At 50.3% G+C, this 23,320-nt stretch carries 20 protein-coding genes; 6 read left to right on the plus strand and 14 right to left on the minus strand.

Annotated features, from left to right (window positions below; all coding sequences use genetic code 11):
- Positions 1–25 precede the first annotated feature (25 nt).
- Positions 26–1,294: an ABC transporter permease gene (locus BHV83_RS04170; protein WP_146334091.1), complete on the minus strand. Its 1,269-nt coding sequence runs from the start codon at positions 1,292–1,294 to the stop codon at positions 26–28.
- A 9-nt stretch (positions 1,295–1,303) separates the two neighbouring features.
- Positions 1,304–2,605, minus strand: coding sequence for an ABC transporter permease (locus BHV83_RS04175; protein WP_146334090.1), 1,302 nt, complete (start codon positions 2,603–2,605; stop codon positions 1,304–1,306).
- Between the two features lie 141 nt (positions 2,606–2,746).
- Between BHV83_RS04175 and BHV83_RS04180 the strand changes: the two genes are divergently transcribed.
- Positions 2,747–3,532 (plus strand): DNA-binding domain-containing protein, encoded by a 786-nt coding sequence (locus BHV83_RS04180; protein ID WP_146334089.1) that lies wholly within the window; start codon positions 2,747–2,749, stop codon positions 3,530–3,532.
- A 167-nt stretch (positions 3,533–3,699) separates the two neighbouring features.
- Here the strand turns inward: BHV83_RS04180 and BHV83_RS04185 are convergent, their stop codons facing one another.
- From BHV83_RS04185 to BHV83_RS04230, 10 genes are all read right to left on the minus strand, one after another.
- Positions 3,700–4,365, minus strand: a complete 666-nt coding sequence (locus BHV83_RS04185) for an ABC transporter ATP-binding protein (RefSeq protein WP_286756456.1) — start codon at positions 4,363–4,365, stop codon at positions 3,700–3,702.
- A gap of 244 nt (positions 4,366–4,609) precedes the next feature.
- Positions 4,610–5,881 carry an ABC transporter permease gene (locus BHV83_RS04190; RefSeq protein ID WP_057326951.1) on the minus strand — a complete coding sequence of 424 codons (1,272 nt, stop codon included), beginning with the start codon at positions 5,879–5,881 and terminating at the stop codon, positions 4,610–4,612.
- Between the two features lie 4 nt (positions 5,882–5,885).
- Positions 5,886–7,148, minus strand: coding sequence for an ABC transporter permease (locus BHV83_RS04195; protein WP_005864764.1), 1,263 nt, complete (start codon positions 7,146–7,148; stop codon positions 5,886–5,888).
- 198 nt (positions 7,149–7,346) lie between these two features.
- On the minus strand, positions 7,347–7,697 hold the full coding sequence (locus tag BHV83_RS04200; protein ID WP_057326923.1) for a hypothetical protein: 351 nt from the start codon (positions 7,695–7,697) through the stop codon (positions 7,347–7,349).
- Complete coding sequence (locus tag BHV83_RS04205) at positions 7,687–7,968, minus strand: hypothetical protein (RefSeq protein ID WP_146334088.1); 282 nt, start codon at positions 7,966–7,968, stop codon at positions 7,687–7,689. Before BHV83_RS04205 ends, BHV83_RS04200 begins: the two co-directional genes overlap by 11 nt.
- Positions 7,969–8,018: 50 nt before the next feature.
- On the minus strand, positions 8,019–9,287 hold the full coding sequence (locus BHV83_RS04210) for an ABC transporter permease (protein WP_122379940.1): 1,269 nt from the start codon (positions 9,285–9,287) through the stop codon (positions 8,019–8,021).
- Positions 9,288–9,342: 55 nt separating this feature from the next.
- Positions 9,343–10,614, minus strand: a complete 1,272-nt coding sequence (locus BHV83_RS04215) for an ABC transporter permease (RefSeq protein WP_158532292.1) — start codon at positions 10,612–10,614, stop codon at positions 9,343–9,345.
- Between the two features lie 30 nt (positions 10,615–10,644).
- Positions 10,645–11,898 (minus strand): ABC transporter permease, encoded by a 1,254-nt coding sequence (locus tag BHV83_RS04220; RefSeq protein ID WP_158532291.1) that lies wholly within the window; start codon positions 11,896–11,898, stop codon positions 10,645–10,647.
- A gap of 25 nt (positions 11,899–11,923) precedes the next feature.
- The gene (locus tag BHV83_RS04225) at positions 11,924–13,195 is read right to left on the minus strand and encodes an ABC transporter permease (RefSeq protein ID WP_258920256.1); all 1,272 of its coding nucleotides are present in this window, start codon (positions 13,193–13,195) and stop codon (positions 11,924–11,926) included.
- Positions 13,196–13,198: 3 nt separating this feature from the next.
- A complete protein-coding gene (locus BHV83_RS04230) occupies positions 13,199–14,443 on the minus strand; it encodes an efflux RND transporter periplasmic adaptor subunit (protein WP_009275788.1) in 1,245 nt (414 codons plus the stop codon).
- Between the two features lie 280 nt (positions 14,444–14,723).
- Between BHV83_RS04230 and BHV83_RS04235 the strand changes: the two genes are divergently transcribed.
- From BHV83_RS04235 to BHV83_RS04245, 3 genes are all read left to right on the plus strand, one after another.
- Entirely contained in the window at positions 14,724–15,452 is a 729-nt protein-coding gene (locus BHV83_RS04235) for a hypothetical protein (RefSeq protein WP_005854650.1), read from the plus strand.
- On the plus strand, positions 15,449–16,615 hold the full coding sequence (locus tag BHV83_RS04240; RefSeq protein ID WP_005854648.1) for a hypothetical protein: 1,167 nt from the start codon (positions 15,449–15,451) through the stop codon (positions 16,613–16,615). The genes BHV83_RS04235 and BHV83_RS04240 overlap by 4 nt, the downstream gene beginning before the upstream one ends.
- A gap of 132 nt (positions 16,616–16,747) precedes the next feature.
- Positions 16,748–17,581, plus strand: coding sequence for a PepSY-like domain-containing protein (locus tag BHV83_RS04245; protein WP_122368833.1), 834 nt, complete (start codon positions 16,748–16,750; stop codon positions 17,579–17,581).
- A 68-nt stretch (positions 17,582–17,649) separates the two neighbouring features.
- On the opposite strand, the gene galB is transcribed toward BHV83_RS04245, so the two are convergent.
- Entirely contained in the window at positions 17,650–20,154 is a 2,505-nt protein-coding gene (gene galB, locus BHV83_RS04250; protein WP_087343326.1) for a beta-galactosidase GalB, read from the minus strand.
- A gap of 87 nt (positions 20,155–20,241) precedes the next feature.
- Between galB and BHV83_RS04255 the strand changes: the two genes are divergently transcribed.
- A complete protein-coding gene (locus BHV83_RS04255; protein WP_005864743.1) occupies positions 20,242–21,552 on the plus strand; it encodes an anaerobic C4-dicarboxylate transporter family protein in 1,311 nt (436 codons plus the stop codon).
- A gap of 71 nt (positions 21,553–21,623) precedes the next feature.
- Here BHV83_RS04255 and BHV83_RS04260 read toward each other — a convergent pair whose 3' ends face one another.
- Positions 21,624–21,983: a thioredoxin domain-containing protein gene (locus BHV83_RS04260; protein ID WP_005854641.1), complete on the minus strand. Its 360-nt coding sequence runs from the start codon at positions 21,981–21,983 to the stop codon at positions 21,624–21,626.
- 97 nt (positions 21,984–22,080) lie between these two features.
- On the opposite strand from BHV83_RS04260, the gene ilvA reads away from it, so the two are divergent.
- Positions 22,081–23,280, plus strand: coding sequence for a threonine ammonia-lyase (gene ilvA, locus BHV83_RS04265; protein ID WP_008778176.1), 1,200 nt, complete (start codon positions 22,081–22,083; stop codon positions 23,278–23,280).
- Positions 23,281–23,320 lie beyond the last annotated feature (40 nt).

Consider the following 23,320-nt stretch of genomic DNA (forward strand, 5'->3'; position numbering starts at 1 on the left):
ACAACCGGGTATTACCTGTTTTCTATTATCCGTCATACCGTAACGCGTCAGCCGGTTCCTGCCGGGCCGCCTTACGGGCCGGGTACCAGATAGCCAAGAAGACGACGAGCGCCAAGACACCCCCTGTCAGCAGGCTAATGGCCGTGAAGCGGATCACGCCGCAGGGCACGATATCGGCCACCGCCAGATTCAGGCAGATCAGCAAGCCCGGCACGGAAGCGATCGCCAGCAGCAACAAGCCCTCGCCGATCATCAGCCCCTCTATACCCTTGCGGGTGGAGCCCATCGCCATACGTAGCCCCAACTCCGAACGGCGACGGCTCACGTGAAACCAGAACGTACCGATCACCGCCAGAAACACGTTCACCAAGAAGAACAATCCCATGGCCGATACCAGCCGATGGGCGCTCGTCCGCTCCGAGTTCTCGAGGTAAAAGGCCCGTATCCCTTTGTAGTCCCTCACTTCCGATACCCAGTAATTACCCACCATCAAGGATCTACTCATTTCCTTCCGGAACTTGGCGGCGTAGTTGGAGGTAGAAACCTCCGGACGGATGCGGAACGTGATCTGTACCCGCGTGAGTCCCTTCTCGTCCAACTGGCCCTTGCCAGACATCCCCCGCAAGTCCAGTGGAGAGAAGACACTATGCTGATTCCGGGAATCGTACTCGGAGTTTCGCACCGGCTCCGTAACCGCTATCACGTGACAGGGCACGGTATCGTTGTAATTATAGATCTCGGCCCCGATCACGTCGGTATGGCCGTATAGCTTGCTCGCCAGATCGGCGGAGAGGATCATCTCCCTCCCCTCCCGAAGCCCCGACAGGGTCTGCCCCAGTCTCTCCGGGCTTTCTCCCGTAGCGGAGCGAATGCCGAACACCCGGAAATACCCCGGCGAGACGATCATTGCCCGCACCCGCTGGTTGATCGAGTCTTTCAAGACTCTGCTGCCGATGTTCGAGTCGGTATAAGGCAGCGAATAATACGAGAGCCCTACCACCTCCACGTCAGGATGCCGCTCGATACGCTCCACGATACGCTCGATGTTCCGCGCCGGCTCCTCGCTTCCCTCCTCGTAGGCGATGAACGAGGGACTGTCGGACGGCCGTATGGCGAGCGTCACGTTGTACACGCGATCCAGCTTGAAGCCCACCGGCATCCGCGTCAGCATCCCTTGCGCCACGAAGTAGTACATCATGAACCACAGGATCACGAATACGACCAGCAGTTCCACCAGTATCCAGCAGCTTCCTCCCAAACGGGACCTTATCAACTTTAATAGATGTATTACCATAGCCGTATCCTATTTATCGTTCAACGCATCCGTTATACTCACCCGCACGGTACGCCAAGCGGGTATCATCGAAGAGAGCAGGTTCAGCGCCACGCAGACAGCGAACGCGTAGGCGAACACCTCCATATTCAGCAGCATCCCCGGCGAGAGGAAGATATCATTACCCGCCCCGGAGCCCATGCGATACAAACCGGGGGAAAGAAGGATGCCCCGGAATACGAACACCAGCACGTACGAGAACAGCAGTCCCGCCATGCCCCCGGGCAACATCAGCAGCATATTCTCCCAGAAGACCTGCCCCATCAACGTCTTCCGCGACGCCCCGAAGGCCTTGCGTACGCCTAGCTCAGACACCCGGTCTTGCATCCTCGAGGCGTTCAGGCCCGAGAGGTTCAGCGCCGGGACTAGCAGGAAGAGGAAGAGGGCGACGCCCAAGACGATATACGTCTCCGGCCCGAACAACCGCGACAATAACTGGTCGCCGAACGAGCAGGGCGGCTCCACTCTCACCTGTCCCTCCCGCAAGCCGCTGTTGTAGCGTCTTACTCCCTTCTCCAACTCGGCGGAGAGGGCCGGAAGGTCCGAGGCGTCACGCAGCAGGCAGTTGGCGAGCAGCAGTCCCACCGAGCCTTCCCGCTCCTCCAAGGCGGTATCCATGATACTCGCCATCGAGGTGTAGGGTACCCACGCCTCGGCGTAAACGTCGGAAGCGACGGCGGATATATCCTCCACCACGCCGCTTACCGTATATTCTATATCGTTGATCAAGACGGTCTGACCGGCTACCTCGGTACGCCCGAGCAGGCGGCGTGCCAAGGAACGGTCGAGCACCACGCGGGGCATCCCGGAAAGGAACTCGGCACTGGCGAACGGCTTCCCGTCCAAGAAGCTGAAACGGTAGACTTGCCAGAACGCGTCGTCGCATCCCATCAATTGTACTTTCGGCGACTCGTCGCTACCCGGCGCTTGGATGAAGATGTCCCCCACCTCATAAGGCATGATGGCGGCGTTGGTGGTGACCGCCACTTTCTCGGGTGTCTCGAGGCCGTAGAGGACCTCCTTCACGAACCGGGGCCCGCAACCGCTGTTCAACGAGCCTTTGCCCCCGTTGAACTCATACGATACGTTCGATACGTAGCCCATCCGGTCCCTGCTCACCTCCGGGGCGATATTCGCCGTCCGGATATGGTAGACCACCGCTATGGCCATCACCATCGAGATCGCCAAGCCCGTACCGATGATATAAACGGCGGTGAAGAAGCGATTCTGCCCCATCAAGGCCCAAGCTTGTTTAAGGTATACCTTGTACATCGTTCATTATTTGTTAGTTCGTCTTATGGGTATCTGCCGCCTGCTTTCCGTAATTATTATACGCTTGGCATGTATTTCCAAATACTATTCATGTTATCTTTCTTATCTTTGCCACTCAATCATTCATTAAACCACGAGATCATGGATAAAGAAATACCTAAGTCGGAGCTGCCCAAGCCGTTTCGCAAGCTGAGCATCCGCATCAGCAAGAGCCACCTGCCCGGTAACGCGAGCTATAAGGGGAACGTCGTATGGCAACGTACGCTCAGCATCGATGACATCGCCGCCCGTGTCGTAGACAAACGGAGCGAGTATCGCAAGGAGACGCTCATCACCACCTTCAACCTCCTCAAGCGGGAGATCTACGACGCCATCGAGGAGGGCTACAACGTGGACTTCGGCTTCGGGCGGACGGAACTGACCGTGAACGGGCCTTTCGAGACCCTGTACGAGAAGTTCGACCCCGACCGCCATACGCTCGCCCCACGCCTGCGCCCCGCGCCGCAACTGAAGCAGCGGGTGGGCAACCTCCGGGCCGTGAACGAGACCTACCAGCTAGCCTACAACTCAATGCCCCGCCCCACCTACGTCAGCCTCCGCATCCAGCCCCGTACGTCCGACAGCGACGAGCCTTACAACCAACTCCCCGCGGGCGAGCATCCCTTTATCTCCATCTATGGCGATAGGCTGAAGCTGGCGGGCGACTCTCCCGAGGTAGGCCTTACGCTACGCTCCGTCGAGACCGGCGATGAGCATTTCTACCCCGCCGCCGATATGCTCGTCAACAGCGGGCAGCGGCTCTGCTTCGTCCCCGGCTTCGCTTTCGGGGCAGGCGAGTGGGAAGCCATCGTCTGCACCCAGTTCACCCCGACTTATCACCTTTATAAAGAGCCTCGGTATGGTACGCTTACCTTCACCGTGATGTGAGGTATCGAGACACCACGGGTGATACCTTGCCTCATACGTTTGAGGTATCGTACCTCATAGCTTTGAGGTGTCATACCTCATAGGTTTGACGTATCGTACCTCAAACGTATGAGGCAAGGTGTCACCCGTGGTGCCTCACACATGGAGATCCCCCCTATGCGACACCCTCACTGCACCTGCCTTCCGTCGAAGAAGCGCACGGTGCGGCTGGTTTGCTTGGCTTGCGCCTCGTTGTGGGTTACCATTACGATGGTGCGGCCGTCCTCCTTGTTGAGTTGGTGGAGCAGGTCCATGACCTCGATACCCATCTTGGAGTCCAAGTTACCGGTCGGCTCATCGGCGAGGATGATGTCGGGGTTACCTACGATCGCACGGGCGATGGCCACACGCTGGCATTGACCGCCGGAAAGCTGCGTCGGAAAATGGCGCATACGGTGGCTCAGGCCGACCTTCTCTAGCACGGCCTCGGCCAGCTTGCAGCGCTCCGAGGAAGAGACCTTGCGATAGAGCAAGGGAAGCTCCACGTTGTCCAGCACGTTCAGGGAATTGATCAAGTGGAAGCTCTGGAAGACGAAACCCAACTGCTTGTTACGGAAAGCGGCCAACTCCTTGTCGCTCATGCCTACCGTGTTCACGCCGTTGATCTCGACCGTGCCGGAGGTAGGCAAGTCCAGCAGGCCCATGATATTCAACAAGGTGGATTTCCCGCATCCGGAGGGTCCCATGATGCTGAGAAACTCGCCTTGCTGTACCTCTAGGTTCACGTTTTCCAACGCGACTGTCTCTATCTCTTTCGTACGGTAAATCTTCTGTAAATTCGTTAGTTTGATCATGACTGTAATATTTTAATTGTTATTGTTTGACTCTTGTTATCATTCAACTCTTACTATCGTTAAGCACTTGCTATCGCTAGACGTTAACACCTAAAAGCAAATTACGTGCCAGAAACGTATCTCATTGATTCCATGACATCTCCATAAAAAAGTACTGTCCGTTATCGAACAGTCGATTCATTTCCGAACAGTCGGTTCGTTTCCGGACACGGATGCCCGTGCCATCCGTGCCGTCCGTGTCCGATCATTCCTGCCGCAAGGCGTCCGCCGGATGCATCCGCATGGCCCGGTAAGACGGGAAACTGATTCCTACGACAATCATCGCGGCCATCACCGCATACGAGAACACGAAGCCGAACAACAGGCGTGAGGCCATGTCGGGCGGTATCTCCGAGCCTTGCGTCACCTCCATATACAGCAGGTTGGCGAAGATGGCGGCAGAGGGGATGAAAGCGATGGTGAGTAGCGCCAAGCCCTCCTTCACCAATTGCCAGAATATGCCCTTGCGGGTGGCTCCCATCGCCATGCGGAGGCCGATCTCGGCGCTCCTTTGTTGCGTGCGGTACCAGAAGGTTCCCACCACGCCGAGCAGGACATTCAGCAGGAAGAAGGCGATGCCCGCCACGTAAAGGCGGACTTGATCCAACCAACGCTCAAGGAACTGGTCCCGGTAATGGGACATCGGGAAAACATCCTTCAAATAGATATTACCCACGCGCAATTGCTGCTCCATCTCCTTCCGGAAATCGGCGGCGAAAGCGGCGCCGTCCGCGCCGGGCTTCACCCGGATGAAGGTGTTCAAGCCCTCTCCGACCCAATCGCCCTCCTCGGCCACCTTGTTCTCGTCCACCAGCTTATAGTAAGCGTAATCATAGCCGGTGAACTCGCAGTAACGTTGTTTCTCGCAGACACCACCGATACGGTAGGCCACGCTATCACGAGAGCCTTGGTCGGTGATATAGATCTCTTGGCGCACGGCCGCCGCAGGATCGCCGAAGAAGCTGTCGGCGACCGTACCCGTCACCACCACTTGGTTGTCACGCAGGGCGTCCACCAACTCCGAGGGGGAACCGCCTTCTGCCGTCTTCACGCCGAACACCTCGAAATAGGTGGGCGAGACGAAGCGCACGAAGCCATTACGGATCAACGAGTCCTTCCGGAACGTGGCGTATTGATTCGATCCCCGGTAATGGAAATGCACGCCGGTGGTGAAACAGATTGATTCCACGGAGGGGTTCCGGCGGATGCGGTCCATCAAGGTCAGGTAATCCCCGCCTCCCCGCTCGCTATGCACGGAGGTCGTGTCATAATCGGGGCTTTCCTCCGGGATCACGCCGAAACTCACATGATACGTATGCTCGATGTTAAAGCCCAAAGGCTGCGAGTAGAGTCTGTACATCACGAACAAGGCGTCCGCCGCGTACCAAAGGAAGATAGAGACCACGAGCATTTCCAACCAGATAAACAAGTTCCCCTTGCGCTCGTTCCAGAGTTGTTTTAGAATCATCTTATACATAGCGTCAACCATTTATAGAGTCCGTAATATTCAATCTTGACATTCGCCAAGCCGGGAGGCCGGCGGAAAACAGGTTCAGCACGAGGCAGAACAGGAAGGCGGCGATAAAGACCGCCCCGTTAAACATCCCGGTGGAAAGCCCCGTCTTCCCCAGCGAGGTGACCAGCAACCAGTCCCTCAGCAACAACATGGCGCCGTACGACATCGCCAATCCCAGCAGTCCGCCGAGCAGGGTCAAGACCATGTTCTCGGACAGCACTTGCCAGAGGATGGTGCCTTGCGTAGCCCCGAAAGCCCGACGTACGCCAAGCTCGGCCATCCGGCGGCGCATCCTCGACAGGGTGATGCCCGATAGGTTCAAGGCCGGAACCAGCAGGAGGATGAAAAGGATGATGCCGTAACGGACGTAGAGGTAGAAGAGGTTCGCCCCGAACTCGCTACCGCCGCCGATCCATTCCTCGATCTGGGTGGAGGGCTGGTGAAGGATATCGGCCTTGACATCCCGGGTCTTGGCGTTGAACTCCTCGACCTTCCGCAACGCCTCGGTCCTCAACTCCTCCCTCGTGACACCCGGTTTCAGCAGGACGCAACAGCTATACGAGCCGTTGATACCCTCTTGGTATCCCCCGTCGTCCCGCACCGTGTAAGGGATCCAGACCTCCGCCCACGCTTTCGAGGCGAACCGGGATACATCCTTCACGACCCCGCAGATATTGTAGACGATGAAATCGAGCTTCATCTCCCGCCCCACGACTTGGTCCGTGCCGAAAAGGGCCAAGGCCACGCTCTCGCTGATCACGGCGTCGCGGATACCGCTCGTGAAAGCCGCCGGGCTGAAGGGGCCTCCTTGCAGGAAATCGAACTGGAAGATCTTCCAGAAGGCGGTATCCGTATAAGAGATGTAACTCGTCCGGTTCTTAAGCCCGTCCATGGACGAGGCGGTCAACGGCCTGTAGCGATCCATATTGATGGCGGTAACAGCCTCCGCCCCTTTCAGCGGATAGCAGCATTCCTTCACCAAGGGCAGTCCCAGCGACGAGTAGGAGATGCGCCGGTTATCATCCTTGCCATTGCTCATGACGGTCGTTATGTAGCAGGTGCGGCCACGGTTTACCTCCGGCTTGAAACTCGCCGTATTCACGACATACAGGATGACGATCACCATGATCATGCAAATGGCCAAGGCGGTACCGAGTATCGAGATCACGCTCAACAGCTTGTTCTCCCCGATCATCCTCAACGCTTGTTTAATGTATTGCTTTATCATAAACCTTTGTATTATAAATTATCTATTATCCGACCTAAACAGCGATTGTTCGTTATCATCCGACTTTGTGCCCCTACGGAGGCAAATAACGTGCCAAAAACGTAACCACCTGATTCCTAACATCACCCCGTAAAAAAAGCTGTCCGATAACGAACACTTGATTCGTTATCGGACAGCGATTATGGACAGTTTCAGATTTTATAATTCCCAACGTAAGGATCTCAGCAGTTCATCGATCTCGGCTGCCGAAATGGAGTCACGGTCGGCCTTATCGTAGATCGTGAGGAGAATAACCGTACCCTCATTATCTGCGCAGACAATGGCCTCCGTGCAAGTAATCACTCTCGCCCCATGGCTCTTTCCTTTTCCTTTGGAGGCGATGGCCATGCGTACCTTGCGAACGCCTTTGCCTAAGCTCGTCCCTTGATCGGGGTTCTCGCTCAAAGACTTACCCAAAGCCGATAAATCAGCCTTCAATGAGCTATACTTCTTACAGAGACGTTTGAACTCTTTATCGAAGTCTTGATGGGTTTTTATCCTATACCTCATTGAGCAACTCACTTAAGTCTCTAAACTTATGCCCCACATCCTTGCCCTCACGCAAATCCTTCACGTCTTGCAGGGCATTCCTTAGCCCCGCCAAGATCTCCTCCTTGGTAGGCTCTGCGTAATCGTCTGCCGGCTTCTCTACCGGGGTTGCCTTACCAAAGGCAGCCATCTTCATATGGCGGACGCTGTCGAGGGCCTTTTTGATCAACTGTTCATCCTCCAAAGACATCACCTCTTGCAGTAACGACATTTTTAATTCTATAGCTGTCATAAGCTTGCTCCTTTCTCATTAATAAATTGACAGACGCAAAGATAGACAATTTATTCGTAATGCAACGCCTCCGCCGGAGCCATCTTTACCGCCTTGCGGACAGGGAACCAGATTCCCATGCAGATCATGCCGGCCATCAGGAGGTAGGAGACGCTGAGGGTTACTAGAAAGCGGAGGATGGAGAGGGGCTCGCGGTAGGAATCCAGCTTATCCAAAAAGGCCATATTGAAGACGAAGACCAGTAGGATCGGCACAGTGATCGCCAAGAGGCCCAGACCTTCCAGATACATGTACTCGCCCAGCCTGCCCCGGCTGGAACCGATCGCCATGCGGAGACCGATCTCGCTACGCCGCCGCTCGGTACGCAACCAGAACGTACCTACGATACCGAAGAATACGTTCACGAGCAGGAAGGCCATCATGGAGAGTTTCTTGCTGTTCTCGTTCTTGGTAAACCGGAGTTGGTCATCACGCTGGTCGGCAAGGAGGGTGACACCGTGGACGAAGGTGTTATTTACCGTCATCCGATCCGCTGTTTTCTCCAAGAAAACGTACATCTCATCCTCGGTCATCGGGCGTTTCGTACGTACCGATAGTTCAGCGCTCCTTACGCCGAAATTCTTCACGAACTCCTGCAATGACTCACCTTTCAATATCGTGAAAGCGCAGTTCTCCGGACGGTCGAAGTCATTGCTACGGAAGGTAGGAAGGACAGCGGCGATCGTGAAAGGCTCGGAAAGGTCGTCATTCTCCGAGATCTGCCGGCCTATGGCGGACTGCCCCCCGAAGAAGAAATCCTCCGCCTCCGCCGTCACGACGAGCGGGCGGTAAGCGTTCTCCACCAGCGGGGTGATGGCACGGCCCTCCTTATCCTTCATACGGAATACATCGAAATAAGAAGGAGATACTTTCAGCTTGTGGTAGTTCTGTCCTACCGCCTTCGAGGTATCAGCGCCCAAGGGAAGGAGCGTACCCCACGAACTTCCGTTTGAATAAGGCATGGACCAATACGTAACACATACTTCCTCGACCTCCTGCTCTTGGCGGATACGTTCCATAAGCTTCAACAAATCCTGTGTCGCATTCGAGTCGTAAAGTGAGTCGGGCACATAACCCGGGGCGTTCGACGAGAGCGTGGAAAGCTTGAAACGCCACGTATTCGAGATATCATATCCCATCGGGGCGTTATAGCAGCGCACATCCACCCATAACTTATCCATCATAAACCAAAGGGCGCACATCACGATAACCAACTCGCCCAGTATCCAGCCGTTGCTCTTGCGCTGGGCCCATATTATTTTAAATATATGCTTAATCATAATTTGATAGTTGATAGTTGACAATTGACAACTCATTGTTCATTATTCATTGGATTCACTCATTCCCCTTTAACGCTTCTACGATCGGTTGCCGTGTCGTACGCCATGCCGGTATCCCGGCGCTTAATATATTCAGCAAGAACGTAAAGATAAGGGCGGAGATAAATAAGCCCGGTTTAATAAGCATAGGCGCCGTAAGGCTCACGTTCTCGCTCAACATGAAAGGCTTCCCTACCACCAGCAACACCATCGAGAGACCGATACCGATCACGCCACCGATCAAGGTCAGCACAAAGTTCTCCGATAATATCTGCATCAAAAGATTCTGCCCCGTAGCCCCGAAAGCCTTACGTAAACCGATCTCTTCTTTCCGCTTCTGCACGGACGATTGGATCACGCCCGTTAAGTTCAGCGCCGGGACCAAGAGCAAAAAGAATAGGAAAGCGCCCGATCCGGCCAAGAAGGTAGGCCAGTCCACCTTTTGAAAAGCGCCGCTTCCCATGGCCGTATCCAACTGGGAAAGTAGCCCGGAAGGGAAACCTACGTTATAATCGGTCTTGCTGTCATTGTAGCGACGGACCTGTTGGTCTAGCTCCGAGCGTATGGCATCGAAGTCGGAAGAGGAACGAGCCAATAAGGCCACGCTGAAATAACCGGCCATATTCTCCCCATACTCCCCATTTACACGGGTCAGGGCCTCATTGCTGCTATAGGGTATCCATACCTGAGCGTAGGAGCTCATCAATGAAGAAGGTATGTCACGCACCACACCGCAGACGGTGAAAGTGATAAAATCCATCACGACCTGCCGCCCGACGGCCTGTCCCGTTCCGAACAAATCGGTCGCCACTTGTTCCGACAGCACCATCTTCGGTATACCGGATTGAAAATCAGCCTCGCTAAAGGGGCCCCCTTCCACGAAAGGATGGTCGAATATTTTCCAATGGCCCGCGTCCGTATAACAAATCTCATACTCCTTGAAGAGCCGTCTATTGGGCAATGACAAGGAATGGCTATCACTACAATAGCCGGATACGGCCTCTGGTTTCCGCAAGGTATAGAAACATTCCTTCACGACCTCGCTGGACATGCCTCCACGGTTATACTCCGGGCCATTGGGATTTTTCGTACCGACTTCCGTACCCCAGACATACATAAATCTAGACCGATTGGACTCAGGGGCATATCCCGTGGATTTAATCTGGAACACCAATACCATCACCAACACCATGGCGATCGCAAGGGCCGTTCCCGAAATAGAGATTACGCTTACGAGCGTATTTTCACGCAGCATTTGAACCGCTTGTTTGATGTACTGCTTATACATAAATCTAATCGTTTGTTATTATTCTACATATTATTCGTAATGCAACGCCTCCGCCGGGACCATTCGGGTAACCTTGCGCACAGGCAACCAGATACCGAGGCAGATCATGCCGCTCATCATTAAATAAGTTATACCGAAAGAGATAGCGAAACGCCCCGTCGTAAACGGCAGGCGATAGGTATCTATAGCATCCGTCGCCACCATATTGATAGCGAAGAGGGCGATAAACGGAAGGGTTAACGCCAATAGGCAAAGACCTTCCAGATACAGATACCGCCGTAACGTGCCATCGTAAGCACCCAGCGCCATCCTCAAGCCGATCTCTCCCCGGCGGTTCTGCGCACGGAGCCAGAACGTACCGATAATGCCGAAAAAGACGTTTACCAGCATGAAGGCCATCAAGGAGAACTTATTGCTCATCTCACGCCCCTTGCCATCCAGATGAATATCCCGGAACTCCCTGATATTGCTGATGCCATAGACAAATAGATTGTCCGCCGCCAACCGGTCTCCCATCTCATTCAGAAAACGATTCATGTCGTCCCGTGTATAGTTTCTTTTCATCCGGACGCAAAGCTCCGCATTCCGGGCTCCAAACTGATTGACAGTCTCGTTAAACAATTCCCCCTCAAGGCTCTGAAAAAAACATGGCTCCGGAGATTTATACTCGTCGGTCCGGATAGAGGTTGATACGGAGGCGACCGTAAAGGTATTATCCAATTTACTATGCCTCACCTTCCTTCCACGAGCCAGCCGGCCATGATAAAACACGTCTGCCATCTCCTTGGACAAGACCAAGGCGTTATGTATCCCGGCGATCTCGTCCGCTACAGGTTTCCCCTCCGGAGTCTTGATCCGGAAAAGCTTGAAATATTCCGGGGTGACATTCCGGATCTGGAAATTCTCCCCGGATGTTAAGCTCGTGTCACCATCCAGAGGCTCTATCTCCCTCCAAGAATTTCCCATCGAGTAGGGACAGGAGTAATAAGTAGCGCAAACTTCCTCCACCTCGGACCATTGGCGTATTTGCGACATCAAGCGGGTCAGCTTCTCCGGCTCGGATAGCCCGGGAAGCGAATCCGAAGGGTTCCGTTCCTGCTCGCTTAACTTGAAACGCCATACGTTCGTGATATCGAATCCGAGGGGAGAGTAATAGGTTCGCGTGTCCACATAAAACATATCGACCATCAGCCAGAACACACCGGCCACCACCAACAACTCCGCGAATATCCAACTGTTACTTCGGCGCTGGTTCCATATTATACTTAGTATATGCTTGATCATATCATTCCTTTTCAGTAGTTATTTTTCACACGTTCGCATCCTTCAACGATTCCACGATCCGCTCCCTCGCTATCCGGAATGCGGGTAATCCCGAGCTTAGTACATTCAATACCAACGTAAAGAACAGGGCCGCCACAAACAACAAGGGCTGGAAAAGCATGCCAAAAGTTATCACCGTATCTTTTGTCAGCAAGAACGACCGGCCTACATAGAGCAATACGACCGACAAACCTACCCCCAAAACACCTCCTATCAACGTAATGATCAGGTTCTCGCAAACAACCTGCGTAAACAGACGTTCACCGGTAGCCCCGAAAGCCTTGCGAAGCCCCATCTCCGGCCGCCTTTTCTGTACGGCGGATTGCACGATCCCCGTCAGGTTCAAGGTCGGTACCAGCAGCAGGAACAGAAGCACCCAGCCAGTTGTCTTCAGGTATTCGCCCCAACCTACCCGGTTATAGCCATACCGACTACCAGAACCTAAGGCCAGTTCCAGATGGGTGAAAGGCTTGGGAATCGTCAAGATGAAATCCGCTTTGCCGGCGTTATAGCGGGCTACCCCTTGCTGGATCTCCGCATATATGGCGTCGATGTCCGAGAGCTTATGCGCCAAGATCTCCGCCCCGAAAGGGCCACACATCCCGTCGCAACCTCCGCTATTGGTGTACAGGGTATTCGCCGTATAAGGCATCCATACATCGGCGAATGCCTCGCTGGCCGCTTTCGACGGGCGCTTTACCACTCCCGCGATCGTGCAAGGCATCACGTTATTTACCAAGATATCACGACCGACCACGTCTTGGGTACCGAACAGGATACCCGCCAACTTATCGGAAATAACCACATGAGGCAGACCGGAATTAAAATCAGCCTCCGTAAAAGGCTTGCCGGAAAGGAACTTGAAGTCAAATACTTTCCAAAAGGCGGGATCGGTATAATAGACAGTATATTCCTCGAACAATCGTTTACCCGGAATGGAGATAACGTGGCTATTCTGTGCCGTCACGGTTACGGCCTCGGGCTTTTTCAGCGTATAGAGGCATTCACGTATCGTCTCGGCGGAAAGGCCCGTATTGTTATTCTCGCTCCCATCCTTCGATTTAGTGTTCACGGAGTAGATATAAAGCATCCGGTCTCGCTTCGATACGGGGCTATAACCTACCAGCTTGATTTGGAATTGCAACACGACAACCAAGATCATGGCCACCGACAGCATCGTACCCAAGATAGAAACCACGCTTGTAAGACGATTCTCTCTCAGCGCATGGATGGCTTGTTTAAAGTATTGCTTGAACATCCTTTATTTCAATTTCAGTTTATTCTTTTCCTTGAAGCTTGTCATATCGGAAACGACTACCTCGTCGCCCGGTTCCAAGCCACCTACTACTTCTACATACTCAAAGTTGCTGTCTCCCAGCTGTACCTTCCGCTTGATCAATTGGTCTCCGTTGACAACAAACAACTCATACTCTCCTTTCCCGACGTAGAACGAGGCGTTGGAAATACGCAGCACATCGTCCTTGATGGCATTCATCACGTATACATCGGTCTTCAAACCGGAGCGCAAGCGGCGATGATTATCCTCCTCCAACTGTACCGTGAAAGAGATTACACCGTTCTTCGATAAGGGGGTAACATCGCTAACCACCCCATCCAGTTTATCGTTGCCGATCTTTACGACGGCTTTGCTACCGGCGGCGATCCGGTCACCATAGGTATCGGCGATCTCCCCCTCTATCTTGAAATGGGACAAGTCGGAGACGATAGCGACACGACTGCCTTGAGAGACTTGGGCACCTACCTCGTTGTTCACGTAGGTCAGGATCGCCTTGCGGGGAGAGCGTATCTGGGCGTCTTCCAAGGTACGCTTCGTCTCGGCTAGGCTCTTTCGGAAGATGTTCAGGTCGAGTTCTTTCACTTTATAATCGGCATCCGTCAAGGATTTCTCGTTCTCATATTTTTGCTCATCCTCTTTCAGTTTCAAGACGCTAACGTTATAGTCCAGTTCCACTTGACGGACCTTATCGGTCGTTCCGGCGCCTAGGCTATCCAGATAACGCTCGTTGCGCAACTCCACTTCCTTTCGGTTCAGTTCCATGCGAGAGACTTTCAATTGCATCTCCATCTCGGAAAGCTTATTGCGGTTTTGGATACGGAGTTGATCCAATTGGAGGCGTTTCATTTGCTCCTCGTCCAATTGTTTCTTATAATCCGTCTCGGCGCTTAGCAAGTCCAGTTTCAAGATCGGAGTACCTACATCCACGGAATCGCCTCCCTTTTTATAAATCTCGACGATACGGGAGTTGATCGGTGAGTTGATGATTTCCTCGAAAGCAGGTACCACCTTGCCGGATGCGCTAACGGAAACCTCGATCACTCCTTTATCTACCGTTGAAAAAACCAAGTCCTTCCGTTGCAGGCTGGTTTGCATAAAACCGATCACCCCGCCAATCAAGACAACGGCAATACCGATCCCCGCCCCCAGCTTTATAAACTGTTTACGCTGCTCCTTCTGCCGAACCTCTTTTGATATCTCTCTGTCCATATTTCGTTTGTTTTTATTTTCCACCCTCCAAAGAGCAAACCCCGTGCCAAAAACGTAAGTGATTGATTTATTGAAGAAATAAAACAAAAGAGATGTCCGATATCGAACACTGTGTCCGCTTTTGTACGAAAACAAAGACATCAGCAATGGGAATCTACAGATATTCAATCATAATTAACATATAAATACTTGATTATCTTTACAAAAAGGACTATTTTTGGAAAAATCCATAATCAAGGAATACCAATCTTATATTATTTACCCTAAATTCTAAAGAGAGATGAAAAAAACAGTAACTTTCGTCTGGAGCATTTTCCTCCTCGTGTTTATATCGATAGATATGAACGCACAATCAATAAAAAGTTGGGATTACCCCATAAAACCAGGAACGGAGGCTTGGCAAGCATTATCCACACATGAGGATATGCTGAAAGCCTGCCAAATTCCGGCAGAGATATTAAAAACGGTATCAACAGAAGAGCTTATAGAACTTTGCCTTGCTTACCCATTATTAGGCGACATATTCGCTTACAATGGAATACAGGAAGGCATTAGCAAGGTTTCCGCACGTTTTAACGGGTTACAAGAGTTATTCAAAAGGAAAGACAATGCTTCTTTGCTATTTGAGAAGATGAAAAAACAAGAATTACTGAAAGCAGGAGTGTTGACTTCCATAGAAATAGGTAATGAAATTAGTCGGCAAATGGTAATCGAGGCTCTTCTGTCTAATGAGACGATATTATCTAATACAAATAATCTTTTACAGCAAGAGATCTCCTCCGAAGCCGTAAAGAGACTCCTTTACAAACAAAACAACCCGGATATTTATGGACAATATGGTCTAAAAACCGTAGTCTATCTCCTAGGTCGAAGTCTAGAACGGATAGACAACAAGACCATTACGCCCAAATTTAAACAATTCACCATCGATGAAAAGCTAACGGGCAGTAATGTAATCGAAGAGTTATTAAAACAATACATTGTAACCTTTAATAAATTGAGATCATGAAAAAAGTATTATACTATTTAATAATCATGCTGGCATTCACGCTGAACGCATGTGACAATGAAATGGATAATATGCAAGGAGGTGATAAAGAAATCTTGACATCCAGTTCAGAAATTGTCATTAAAGACGGAAAGATAACATATCCTAAATGGTTGGTGAATGTAGTAGATTCTGTCGCTCACTCCCATGTCAAGGGAACAGACTATCCATACCCTTGGGTCTTTACTATTCAAGGAGATGGAAAAGAACACATTCTCGTTTTGGATGGGGTGAATTCTTGTGCTTCTTGCGGGCAATTACTATTCTTGCTTTCCGGAGAACGAATCGAAAAATTCCCCAATGAATGGATCACTATGGAGAATTTAAACATGATTTGGGAGCCGAATCTCAATGTTGAGACAAAAGCTCAAGGAGCAGCCGCTACTGTTTACACTCCTAACGGGACACTCGTTAATGACACTTACTACAGAAGTGAGGAATTATCAGCCTCACAAAAAGCGAGCCATGACCAATATTGTACAACAACCTATTCACAAGCAACTCTAATAAGTAGTTCAACAACCACTTACAATTGTCATGCCTATGCTTGGTATATGACAGAAGGCGGATCAGCAGTTTGGATGGGATGGACTATTAATCCCACAAACGTATATTGGTTAGATGGTAGTTATATATCAACAACAGGTGCCGCAACCAAAGTATCCTATCTTAGTGATAATCACTCTGCCGTAACGACATCTACGCCCAATATATTCATCTCCAAATGGGGGGAATACGCTCTTATGAGGCATCCCAAAGCTCATTGTCCCTTTGATGCATCAAGCTTAAAATATATGAAAAAAAATGATATGCCGACTGTTTATATAGGGAAGAGTCAAGAGGATTATAGTAGCGGCAGTTCCTCTATCAATGCGCCAGGGGGTAATGCCACGACGACTTTATATGCTTACACAAAGACAGGAACTCCGACCTCGTATAGCTGGAACGCTGAATTCTATGGAGAATGCGATAGATGGTACACTTATCCTTCCGGTAATCGATTAGATGTTAGTGTCTATCTAAACTCCCAACATTACGGTGGATCTCTTCGCATCACCTGCGCAATGTATAATGGAAGTTCTTTAATAGGCACAGCAACCTATTATTTGAACGTAAATCCGTAGCAATTATACAAGAACAAGGATCTCGTCGAAACAAGATCCTTGTTCTTGATTCAATATACTTAAATCGATTTCGCTCAAAACTTTTCCGATAGACCTGTTGTTCTATGCCCAAAACTTATAAACGCAAAATGTATGAACACAAGACTTATCCTATTCACATGTATAGCCGGTCTGACTCTCTTTTTCTCTGGCTGTAGCAAAAATGATGATGATCATCAAGGTATTATCCCTCTCCCCCCGGTAGAGAACGCTTTTCAAGAGAAATATCCCGATGCCAAGAACCCTGTTTTTGAGATCGAAGGTAACTATTATGTGGTAGATTTCAATAATGAAGGTTCCGAGACAACCGCTTGGTTCACGGATCAAGGCGTATGGATGATGGAAAAGATAGACATCTCTTTCGCCCAATTACCGGCAGCGGTATCCACCGCCTTCAAACAAGGCTTTTACTCAAATTGGACCGTGGATGACACGTACGCCATCAATCGCCTAAATATGGGAATCGTTTACAAGATCGAGGCGGAGCAGTCCAATAGCGAAGTAGACCTGTATTATTCACAGTATGGAAACCTGATCAAAGCCGTGGACGATGAGATCAATAATGACGCACCGATCGTTATCCCGAAAGAGGTCAGCAACCTGATGGAGATCACTTTCGCCAACGCCGAGTTGCTGGATATCCAACAGAACAGCCTAGGTTACGAGCTGGATATGATCGATAACCAGATTTATAAAGTGGCGCAATTGAATAAGGATTACAGGTGGCAAAGTACCACATGGGCCATGTCCGAGCAAGAGGTTCCGCAGATCGTGATGCAAGGCTTCGAATCCTCCGCTTACGCTAGCGACAAGGTACAGTCAATATATACGTTATTGAATGCCAATGGCACCTTCTACCTATTCAAGGTTTCACATAACGGGCAGGACGAGACGATTACCTTTGATGTATTCGGGAATATCGTATAAAAAAGCCGCGCGATTCACAGCCGTCTCCGGACTTGAATCGCACGGTTTGCGTTATATGATAATCAAGCTTATTTACTGATCAATTCCAAGGTCGCCCCTTTTACTCCCGGCGCGGAAGCCTCGAAATAGATCGTTCCCGGTTCTTCGGCCGTCTGCACGATAGCGGTAAGTTGCCCGCTAAACAGTTTCATTTCCGGAAGATGGAAGAGTTCCAGACTGGCGCTATTTCCATTTGCCGCCGCACGGTAGGCTCCGGCACCACGAACCTTAAACTGGATCTGTCGGGTATCATCCGGACAAAGGTTCCCGTTTTTGTCTACGACTCTAACATTGATGAAAGAAAGGTCTTTTCCGTCAGCCGTCAATTGGTTACGATCGGCGGATAACTCAATATGATGCGGCTTCCCTGCGGTATGAACCTCCTCCTCGGCCACAGCGTTACCCTCCTTGTCATAAGCGACCACCTTCAAAGTTCCCGGCTCGTATTTGGTATCCATCCACATCAAACGATATCGTTTCTGGCGCTCGAAACTCTTTTGAGCCGCTTCGGTATAACTACTATCGATACCGATGCTTAGATCTTTCGTACGTTTCCCTTGGCTCTTTCCGTTGATAAACAATTCGGCGGAAGGATAATTGGTATAAACGAATACGGGTGTCACCTCGCCCTCACGTCCCGGCCATGTCCAATGCGGCAGGATATGCAAGGTCTTGGCGCTTTTGTTCCAATGACTACGGTATAGATAGTAACGATCCTTGGGGATACCCGCCAAATCGATAATACCGAACAAGGAGCTATGGCTTGGCCAATTCGTATAATAAGGAGTAGGCTCGCCCAGATAATCAAATCCTGTCCATACGAATTCCCCGATACAATACGGAAGGTCCTCATGCTGGATAAAATCGTCTTCCGGCAGATTAGACCAGCTGCAATGCTCCACGTCGTACGAGGAACTTTGGTGATCCTCATAGACAGCCATCGCCTTACGCTCTACCGGGAATTTATACACCCCTCGTGAGCTAACCGTGGAGGCAGTCTCGCTTCCCAAGATTATCCCTTGGGGTAATTTCTGGTAATTCACCTGATACCGGAACGGACGATAATTAAATCCCGCCACATCCATTACCGCCGCCATATTATTATTCACGACGGCATCCGGGGCATCCATACCTTGCGTCACCGGACGAGTCGGGTCTTCCCGATGGCAGATATCCTGTAAGAACTTGGAGATCTTACAACCGCTCTCATCCCATTGGTTAGGCACCTCGTTACCGACGCACCACATCACGACGCTCGGGTTATTCCGGTAATGATGTACCAAATTCACGAGGTCTTTCTCCACCCATTCGTCGAAAATCAAATTATAGCCGTTCGCGCATTTCGCCTTGTTCCATTCGTCGAAGCTCTCTGCCATCAACATCATACCCATCTCATCGCAAGCCTTTACCAACTCGGGAGCCGGCATATTATGGGAAGTACGGATAGCGTTGCATCCCATGTCCTTCAAGATCCGGATCTGACGACGGATAGCGGCATCATTGACGGCAGCCCCTAACGGGCCTAAGTCATGGTGATTACAAACGCCTTTGAATACCGTCTTCTCACCATTCAAGAAAAAGCCTTTATTCGGAATGATCTCGATCGAACGGATACCGAACGGGGTCGTATAGAGATCTTTCAGTTGATCGCCCTCATAGAGACGAGTCTCCGCAGAATACAAGGCAGGCATATCCGGCGACCATAAAGTCGGGGTCTGGATGATAAACTCTTGGGAGAGGCTATTATCATTGTACTTAATCTGTGAGAGAGGCGTAGTCTGCTCCGTCAACTTTTGCCCGTTCGGATTCCATACACTGGTTTTCACGCTATACTTGCTGGCATCGGCCCCTTCCGGCAGTACGATTTTCGTCTGTACATTGACTTTCGCAAATTCCTTCGTGGCGGTCGGGGTCGTAATATAAGTTCCCCAGACCGGGATATAGGCGTTTTCCGTCACGATTACATGTACATTCCTATATAATCCCGCTCCCGGATACCAACGGGAGGATTCCGGCAAGTTCTCAAGGCGAACCGCCAAGGTGTTCTTTTTCCCCGGGATGAGCTGTTTCGTGATATCGAAATAGAAAGAATTATAGCCATACGGCCAATATCCAACCTCTTGCCCGTTCACGTAGACCTTGGCATGGCTCATCGCACCGTCGAACAGGATCGTGGCACGCTTCCCATCCGTAAATTGAGGAACCTCAAACTCGGTCCGGTACCAGCCGACTCCCACGAAAGGCAAACCTCCGGTTCGGCCGGCATGTTCCATGGCCTCCGTTTGTCCGTCTTGGGCGATAGCGACCTCTTGCTTATCATTCTGAGAGCTGAAAGGGCCGTAAATCGCCCAATCATGCGGAACGGTCACGGATTGCCACTTACTATCATTGAAAGTAGGATTGATAAACTCCGGGCGGTCTTCCCGGGCGAACTTCCAATTCTTTTCCAACAGGAACTCACTGCGTACTTGCGAGAAAAGCGCAGGGAAAAGGCAAAACAAACCGATCAAAATAGCGAAACTTGTTCTTTTCATTCGTTTTTTGTGTTTTTGTTATTCATAGCGGAACAAAAATAAGTATTTTTGTCTCCAATACAAACTAAATCAAAAGAATTGCACAGCATGTTGTTACAATTAGCTTTCGTTTTAATAGCCATCATCATAGGTGCCCGTATCGGTGGTATCGGATTAGGCGTGTTAGGAGGTCTCGGACTCGGTATACTCACCTTTGGATTCGGGCTCCAGCCCACTTCCCCTCCTATCGATGTCATGCTTATGATCGTTGCCGTAATAGCGGCAGCTAGTTGTATGCAAGCCGCTGGTGGACTTGATCTGATGGTTAAGTGGGCGGAGAAATTGCTTCGCAAGAATCCTCAACGAATCACGATATTAAGCCCGTTCGTCACCTATTTGTTTACCTTCATAGCCGGAACGGGGCATGTGGCTTATTCGGTCCTTCCGGTAATCGCCGAGGTCGCTACGGAAACGAAGATCCGTCCCGAACGTCCGATGGCGATCGCCGTGATCGCTTCCCAGCAGGCTATTACGGCCAGTCCGATATCGGCGGCTACGGTAGCGATGCTTAGTATGTTATCCGGATATCATATCTCCTTGATGGATATCCTTATGATATCTGTTCCCTGTACTTTATTGGGGGTATTGGCGGGAGCGATCTATTCTTTAAGGGTTGGTAAAGAATTGGATCAAGATCCGGAATACTTAAAGCGGGTAGCGAACCATGAGTTCAGTACGAAGCATTACGAGACGAAAGGCGTGGAAAACCAAAAGAAAGCGGCTTTATCGGTCGCTATATTTGTTCTCGCAACGATAGCGATCGTTATTTTTGGTTCTATGGAGTCCCTACGTCCGGTCTTTACCGTCGGCACGGAAAAGGTCTCGATGCAGATGTCACATATTATTGAGGTATTAATGTTGACAGCCTCCGCTTTCATCTTATTATTCACAAAAACGGATGGAATCAAGGCCGCACAGGGTTCCGTTTTTTCCGCAGGCATGCAAGCGGTGGTAGCGATCTTCGGTATCGCTTGGATGGGAGATACATTTATCGCCGGCAATATGACTGAATTAAAGGGATCTATCGAGCATATAGTTACACAGATGCCTTGGTTATTCGGATTGGCCCTTTTCGTAATGTCCATTTTATTATTTAGCCAAGCGGCTACCATTCGTGCGTTATTGCCGCTAGGGATCGCATTGGGAATCTCACCCTATATGTTGATCGCTTTATTCCCCGCCGTAAACGGTTATTTCTTCATCCCAAACTACCCGACAGTCGTAGCCGCCATCAACTTCGATCGTACAGGCACGACCCGCATCGGTAAATACATCTTGAACCATTCTTTCATGATGCCGGGATTGATAGCGACTGGGGTTTCTGTAGGATTGGGGTTACTATTCATTCAATTCATATAATAAGAAAGCAAAAAATAGAGACGCAGCATACACGCTACGTCTCTACACCCCACACCATATATCATATTATATTACTTCAACAATTTTTCCTGAATCAACTGCTTTAACTCCAGTTTTCCCATCGTGCCAATCATCATCTCACGGGGGCCGTCTAGCGGGCAAAACATCAAAGTGGGAATCGTTCGGATATTAAAGGCTGTCTCGAGTGCCTCCTCTTGATCTACATCCACCTTATAAATATAAATCTTCCCATCAAATTCTTTGGCAAACTCATCCAATATAGGGCTTAAGCGTTTGCAATAACCGCACCAAGGAGCGTGAAAATCTATGAGGCAAGGACGACTTCCTATATATTTCCAATCTTTGGGATTCGCCTCAAAATCACCTACATTGGCGATAAAACCATCTTTCGTTAAATCGATCACTACCATACTTCTCTATATTTTGATTTATAATATAACAAAGATAAGTATGAATAGGTTGCGGTATTTTTTATACTTTCGCGGCATCGTTTTAACAACAGACAGAATGCTCACACTTGATAAAATTTATCAGGCATCATATGCCTTGAAGACAGTCATCAGACGCACTGATTTAATCAGCGCTCCCAATATCAATCCGGAATCCCATATTTTTCTAAAACCAGAGAACTTACAAGTAACCGGATCGTTTAAAGTGCGCGGCGCTTGTTTCAAGATCGCCCAGCTTACGGAAGAAGAGAAATCGCATGGCGTAGTGGCTTGCTCGGCGGGAAACCATGCCCAAGGTGTGGCATTAGCGGCTACCGCTCATGGTATCAAGTCCTTAATCTGCTTGCCCGATAACGCTCCTATCTCTAAAGTCGAGGCTACTAAATCTTATGGGGCAGATGTATGCCTTGTCGAAGGTGTTTACGATGACGCCTATAACAAGGCTTTACAATTGAAGGATGAGAAAGGATACACATTTATCCATCCGTTTGATGATGAGGATGTGATCGCCGGACAAGGGACCATCGGTTTGGAGTTATTGGAACAACTCCCGGAAGTAGAGGCCGTAATCATTCCGATCGGAGGGGGTGGGCTGATCTCCGGAGTCGCCTATGCCATCAAGAACTTGAACCCGAATATCAGAGTTTACGGAGTGCAAGCCAAAGGAGCGCCCAGCATGTTAAACTCTATCGAGCATGGGAAAATCGAACGCCTCAAAGGTGTCCGTACCATAGCCGACGGTATCGCCGTAAAAGAACCGGGAATACATACTTTCGATCTTTGCCAGCAATATGTGGACGAGATCGTATCCGTGACAGACGATGAGATTTCCACCGCTATCCTCGCATTGATCGAGCAACATAAATTAATCGCCGAAGGGGCGGGTGCCGTAGCCGTGGCCGCCGCCATGTTTAATAAAGTACCCATCAAAGGGAAAAAAGTAATCTGTTTGATTTCCGGCGGAAATATCGACGTGAATATCCTTTCCCGGGTAATCGGACGTGGTTTGCAGAAATCCGGCCGCTCTTGTTCCATGACGATCGAATTGGTAGACAAACCCGGACAACTACAGCACGTATCTGAAATCATTGCCTCTACCGGCGCTAACGTAGTATCCGTATATCACGAGCGTGTCAGCCATACGGCTGATATCAATGGCTGTTATCTGCGGTTGGAGATGGAAACAAGGAATCAACAGCAGATTAATGAGATCCGGCAATTACTCACCGTTTCGGGATATAAGATAGTGGAAGGATAAACAATTCGCCCCTAAGCATACAATTGATTGGCAAACCATT

Source organism: Parabacteroides sp. merdae-related_45_40 (assembly GCF_001915675.1).

Coding starts and splice junctions, on each gene's coding strand:
- BHV83_RS04225 (WP_258920256.1), bottom strand. CDS start 13,195: ATGTTCAAGCAATACTTTAAACAAGCCATCCATGCGCTGAGAGAGAAT.
- BHV83_RS04180 (WP_146334089.1), top strand. CDS start 2,747: ATGGATAAAGAAATACCTAAGTCGGAGCTGCCCAAGCCGTTTCGCAAG.
- BHV83_RS04190 (WP_057326951.1), bottom strand. CDS start 5,881: ATGTATAAGATGATTCTAAAACAACTCTGGAACGAGCGCAAGGGGAAC.
- BHV83_RS04245 (WP_122368833.1), top strand. CDS start 16,748: ATGAACACAAGACTTATCCTATTCACATGTATAGCCGGTCTGACTCTC.
- BHV83_RS04220 (WP_158532291.1), bottom strand. CDS start 11,898: ATGATCAAGCATATACTAAGTATAATATGGAACCAGCGCCGAAGTAAC.
- BHV83_RS04210 (WP_122379940.1), bottom strand. CDS start 9,287: ATGATTAAGCATATATTTAAAATAATATGGGCCCAGCGCAAGAGCAAC.
- BHV83_RS04235 (WP_005854650.1), top strand. CDS start 14,724: ATGAAAAAAACAGTAACTTTCGTCTGGAGCATTTTCCTCCTCGTGTTT.
- BHV83_RS04215 (WP_158532292.1), bottom strand. CDS start 10,614: ATGTATAAGCAGTACATCAAACAAGCGGTTCAAATGCTGCGTGAAAAT.
- ilvA (WP_008778176.1), top strand. CDS start 22,081: ATGCTCACACTTGATAAAATTTATCAGGCATCATATGCCTTGAAGACA.
- BHV83_RS04240 (WP_005854648.1), top strand. CDS start 15,449: ATGAAAAAAGTATTATACTATTTAATAATCATGCTGGCATTCACGCTG.
- BHV83_RS04255 (WP_005864743.1), top strand. CDS start 20,242: ATGTTGTTACAATTAGCTTTCGTTTTAATAGCCATCATCATAGGTGCC.
- BHV83_RS04200 (WP_057326923.1), bottom strand. CDS start 7,697: ATGAGGTATAGGATAAAAACCCATCAAGACTTCGATAAAGAGTTCAAA.
- BHV83_RS04195 (WP_005864764.1), bottom strand. CDS start 7,148: ATGATAAAGCAATACATTAAACAAGCGTTGAGGATGATCGGGGAGAAC.
- BHV83_RS04205 (WP_146334088.1), bottom strand. CDS start 7,968: ATGACAGCTATAGAATTAAAAATGTCGTTACTGCAAGAGGTGATGTCT.
- BHV83_RS04185 (WP_286756456.1), bottom strand. CDS start 4,365: ATGATCAAACTAACGAATTTACAGAAGATTTACCGTACGAAAGAGATA.
- BHV83_RS04260 (WP_005854641.1), bottom strand. CDS start 21,983: ATGGTAGTGATCGATTTAACGAAAGATGGTTTTATCGCCAATGTAGGT.
- galB (WP_087343326.1), bottom strand. CDS start 20,154: ATGAAAAGAACAAGTTTCGCTATTTTGATCGGTTTGTTTTGCCTTTTC.
- BHV83_RS04230 (WP_009275788.1), bottom strand. CDS start 14,443: ATGGACAGAGAGATATCAAAAGAGGTTCGGCAGAAGGAGCAGCGTAAA.
- BHV83_RS04170 (WP_146334091.1), bottom strand. CDS start 1,294: ATGGTAATACATCTATTAAAGTTGATAAGGTCCCGTTTGGGAGGAAGC.
- BHV83_RS04175 (WP_146334090.1), bottom strand. CDS start 2,605: ATGTACAAGGTATACCTTAAACAAGCTTGGGCCTTGATGGGGCAGAAT.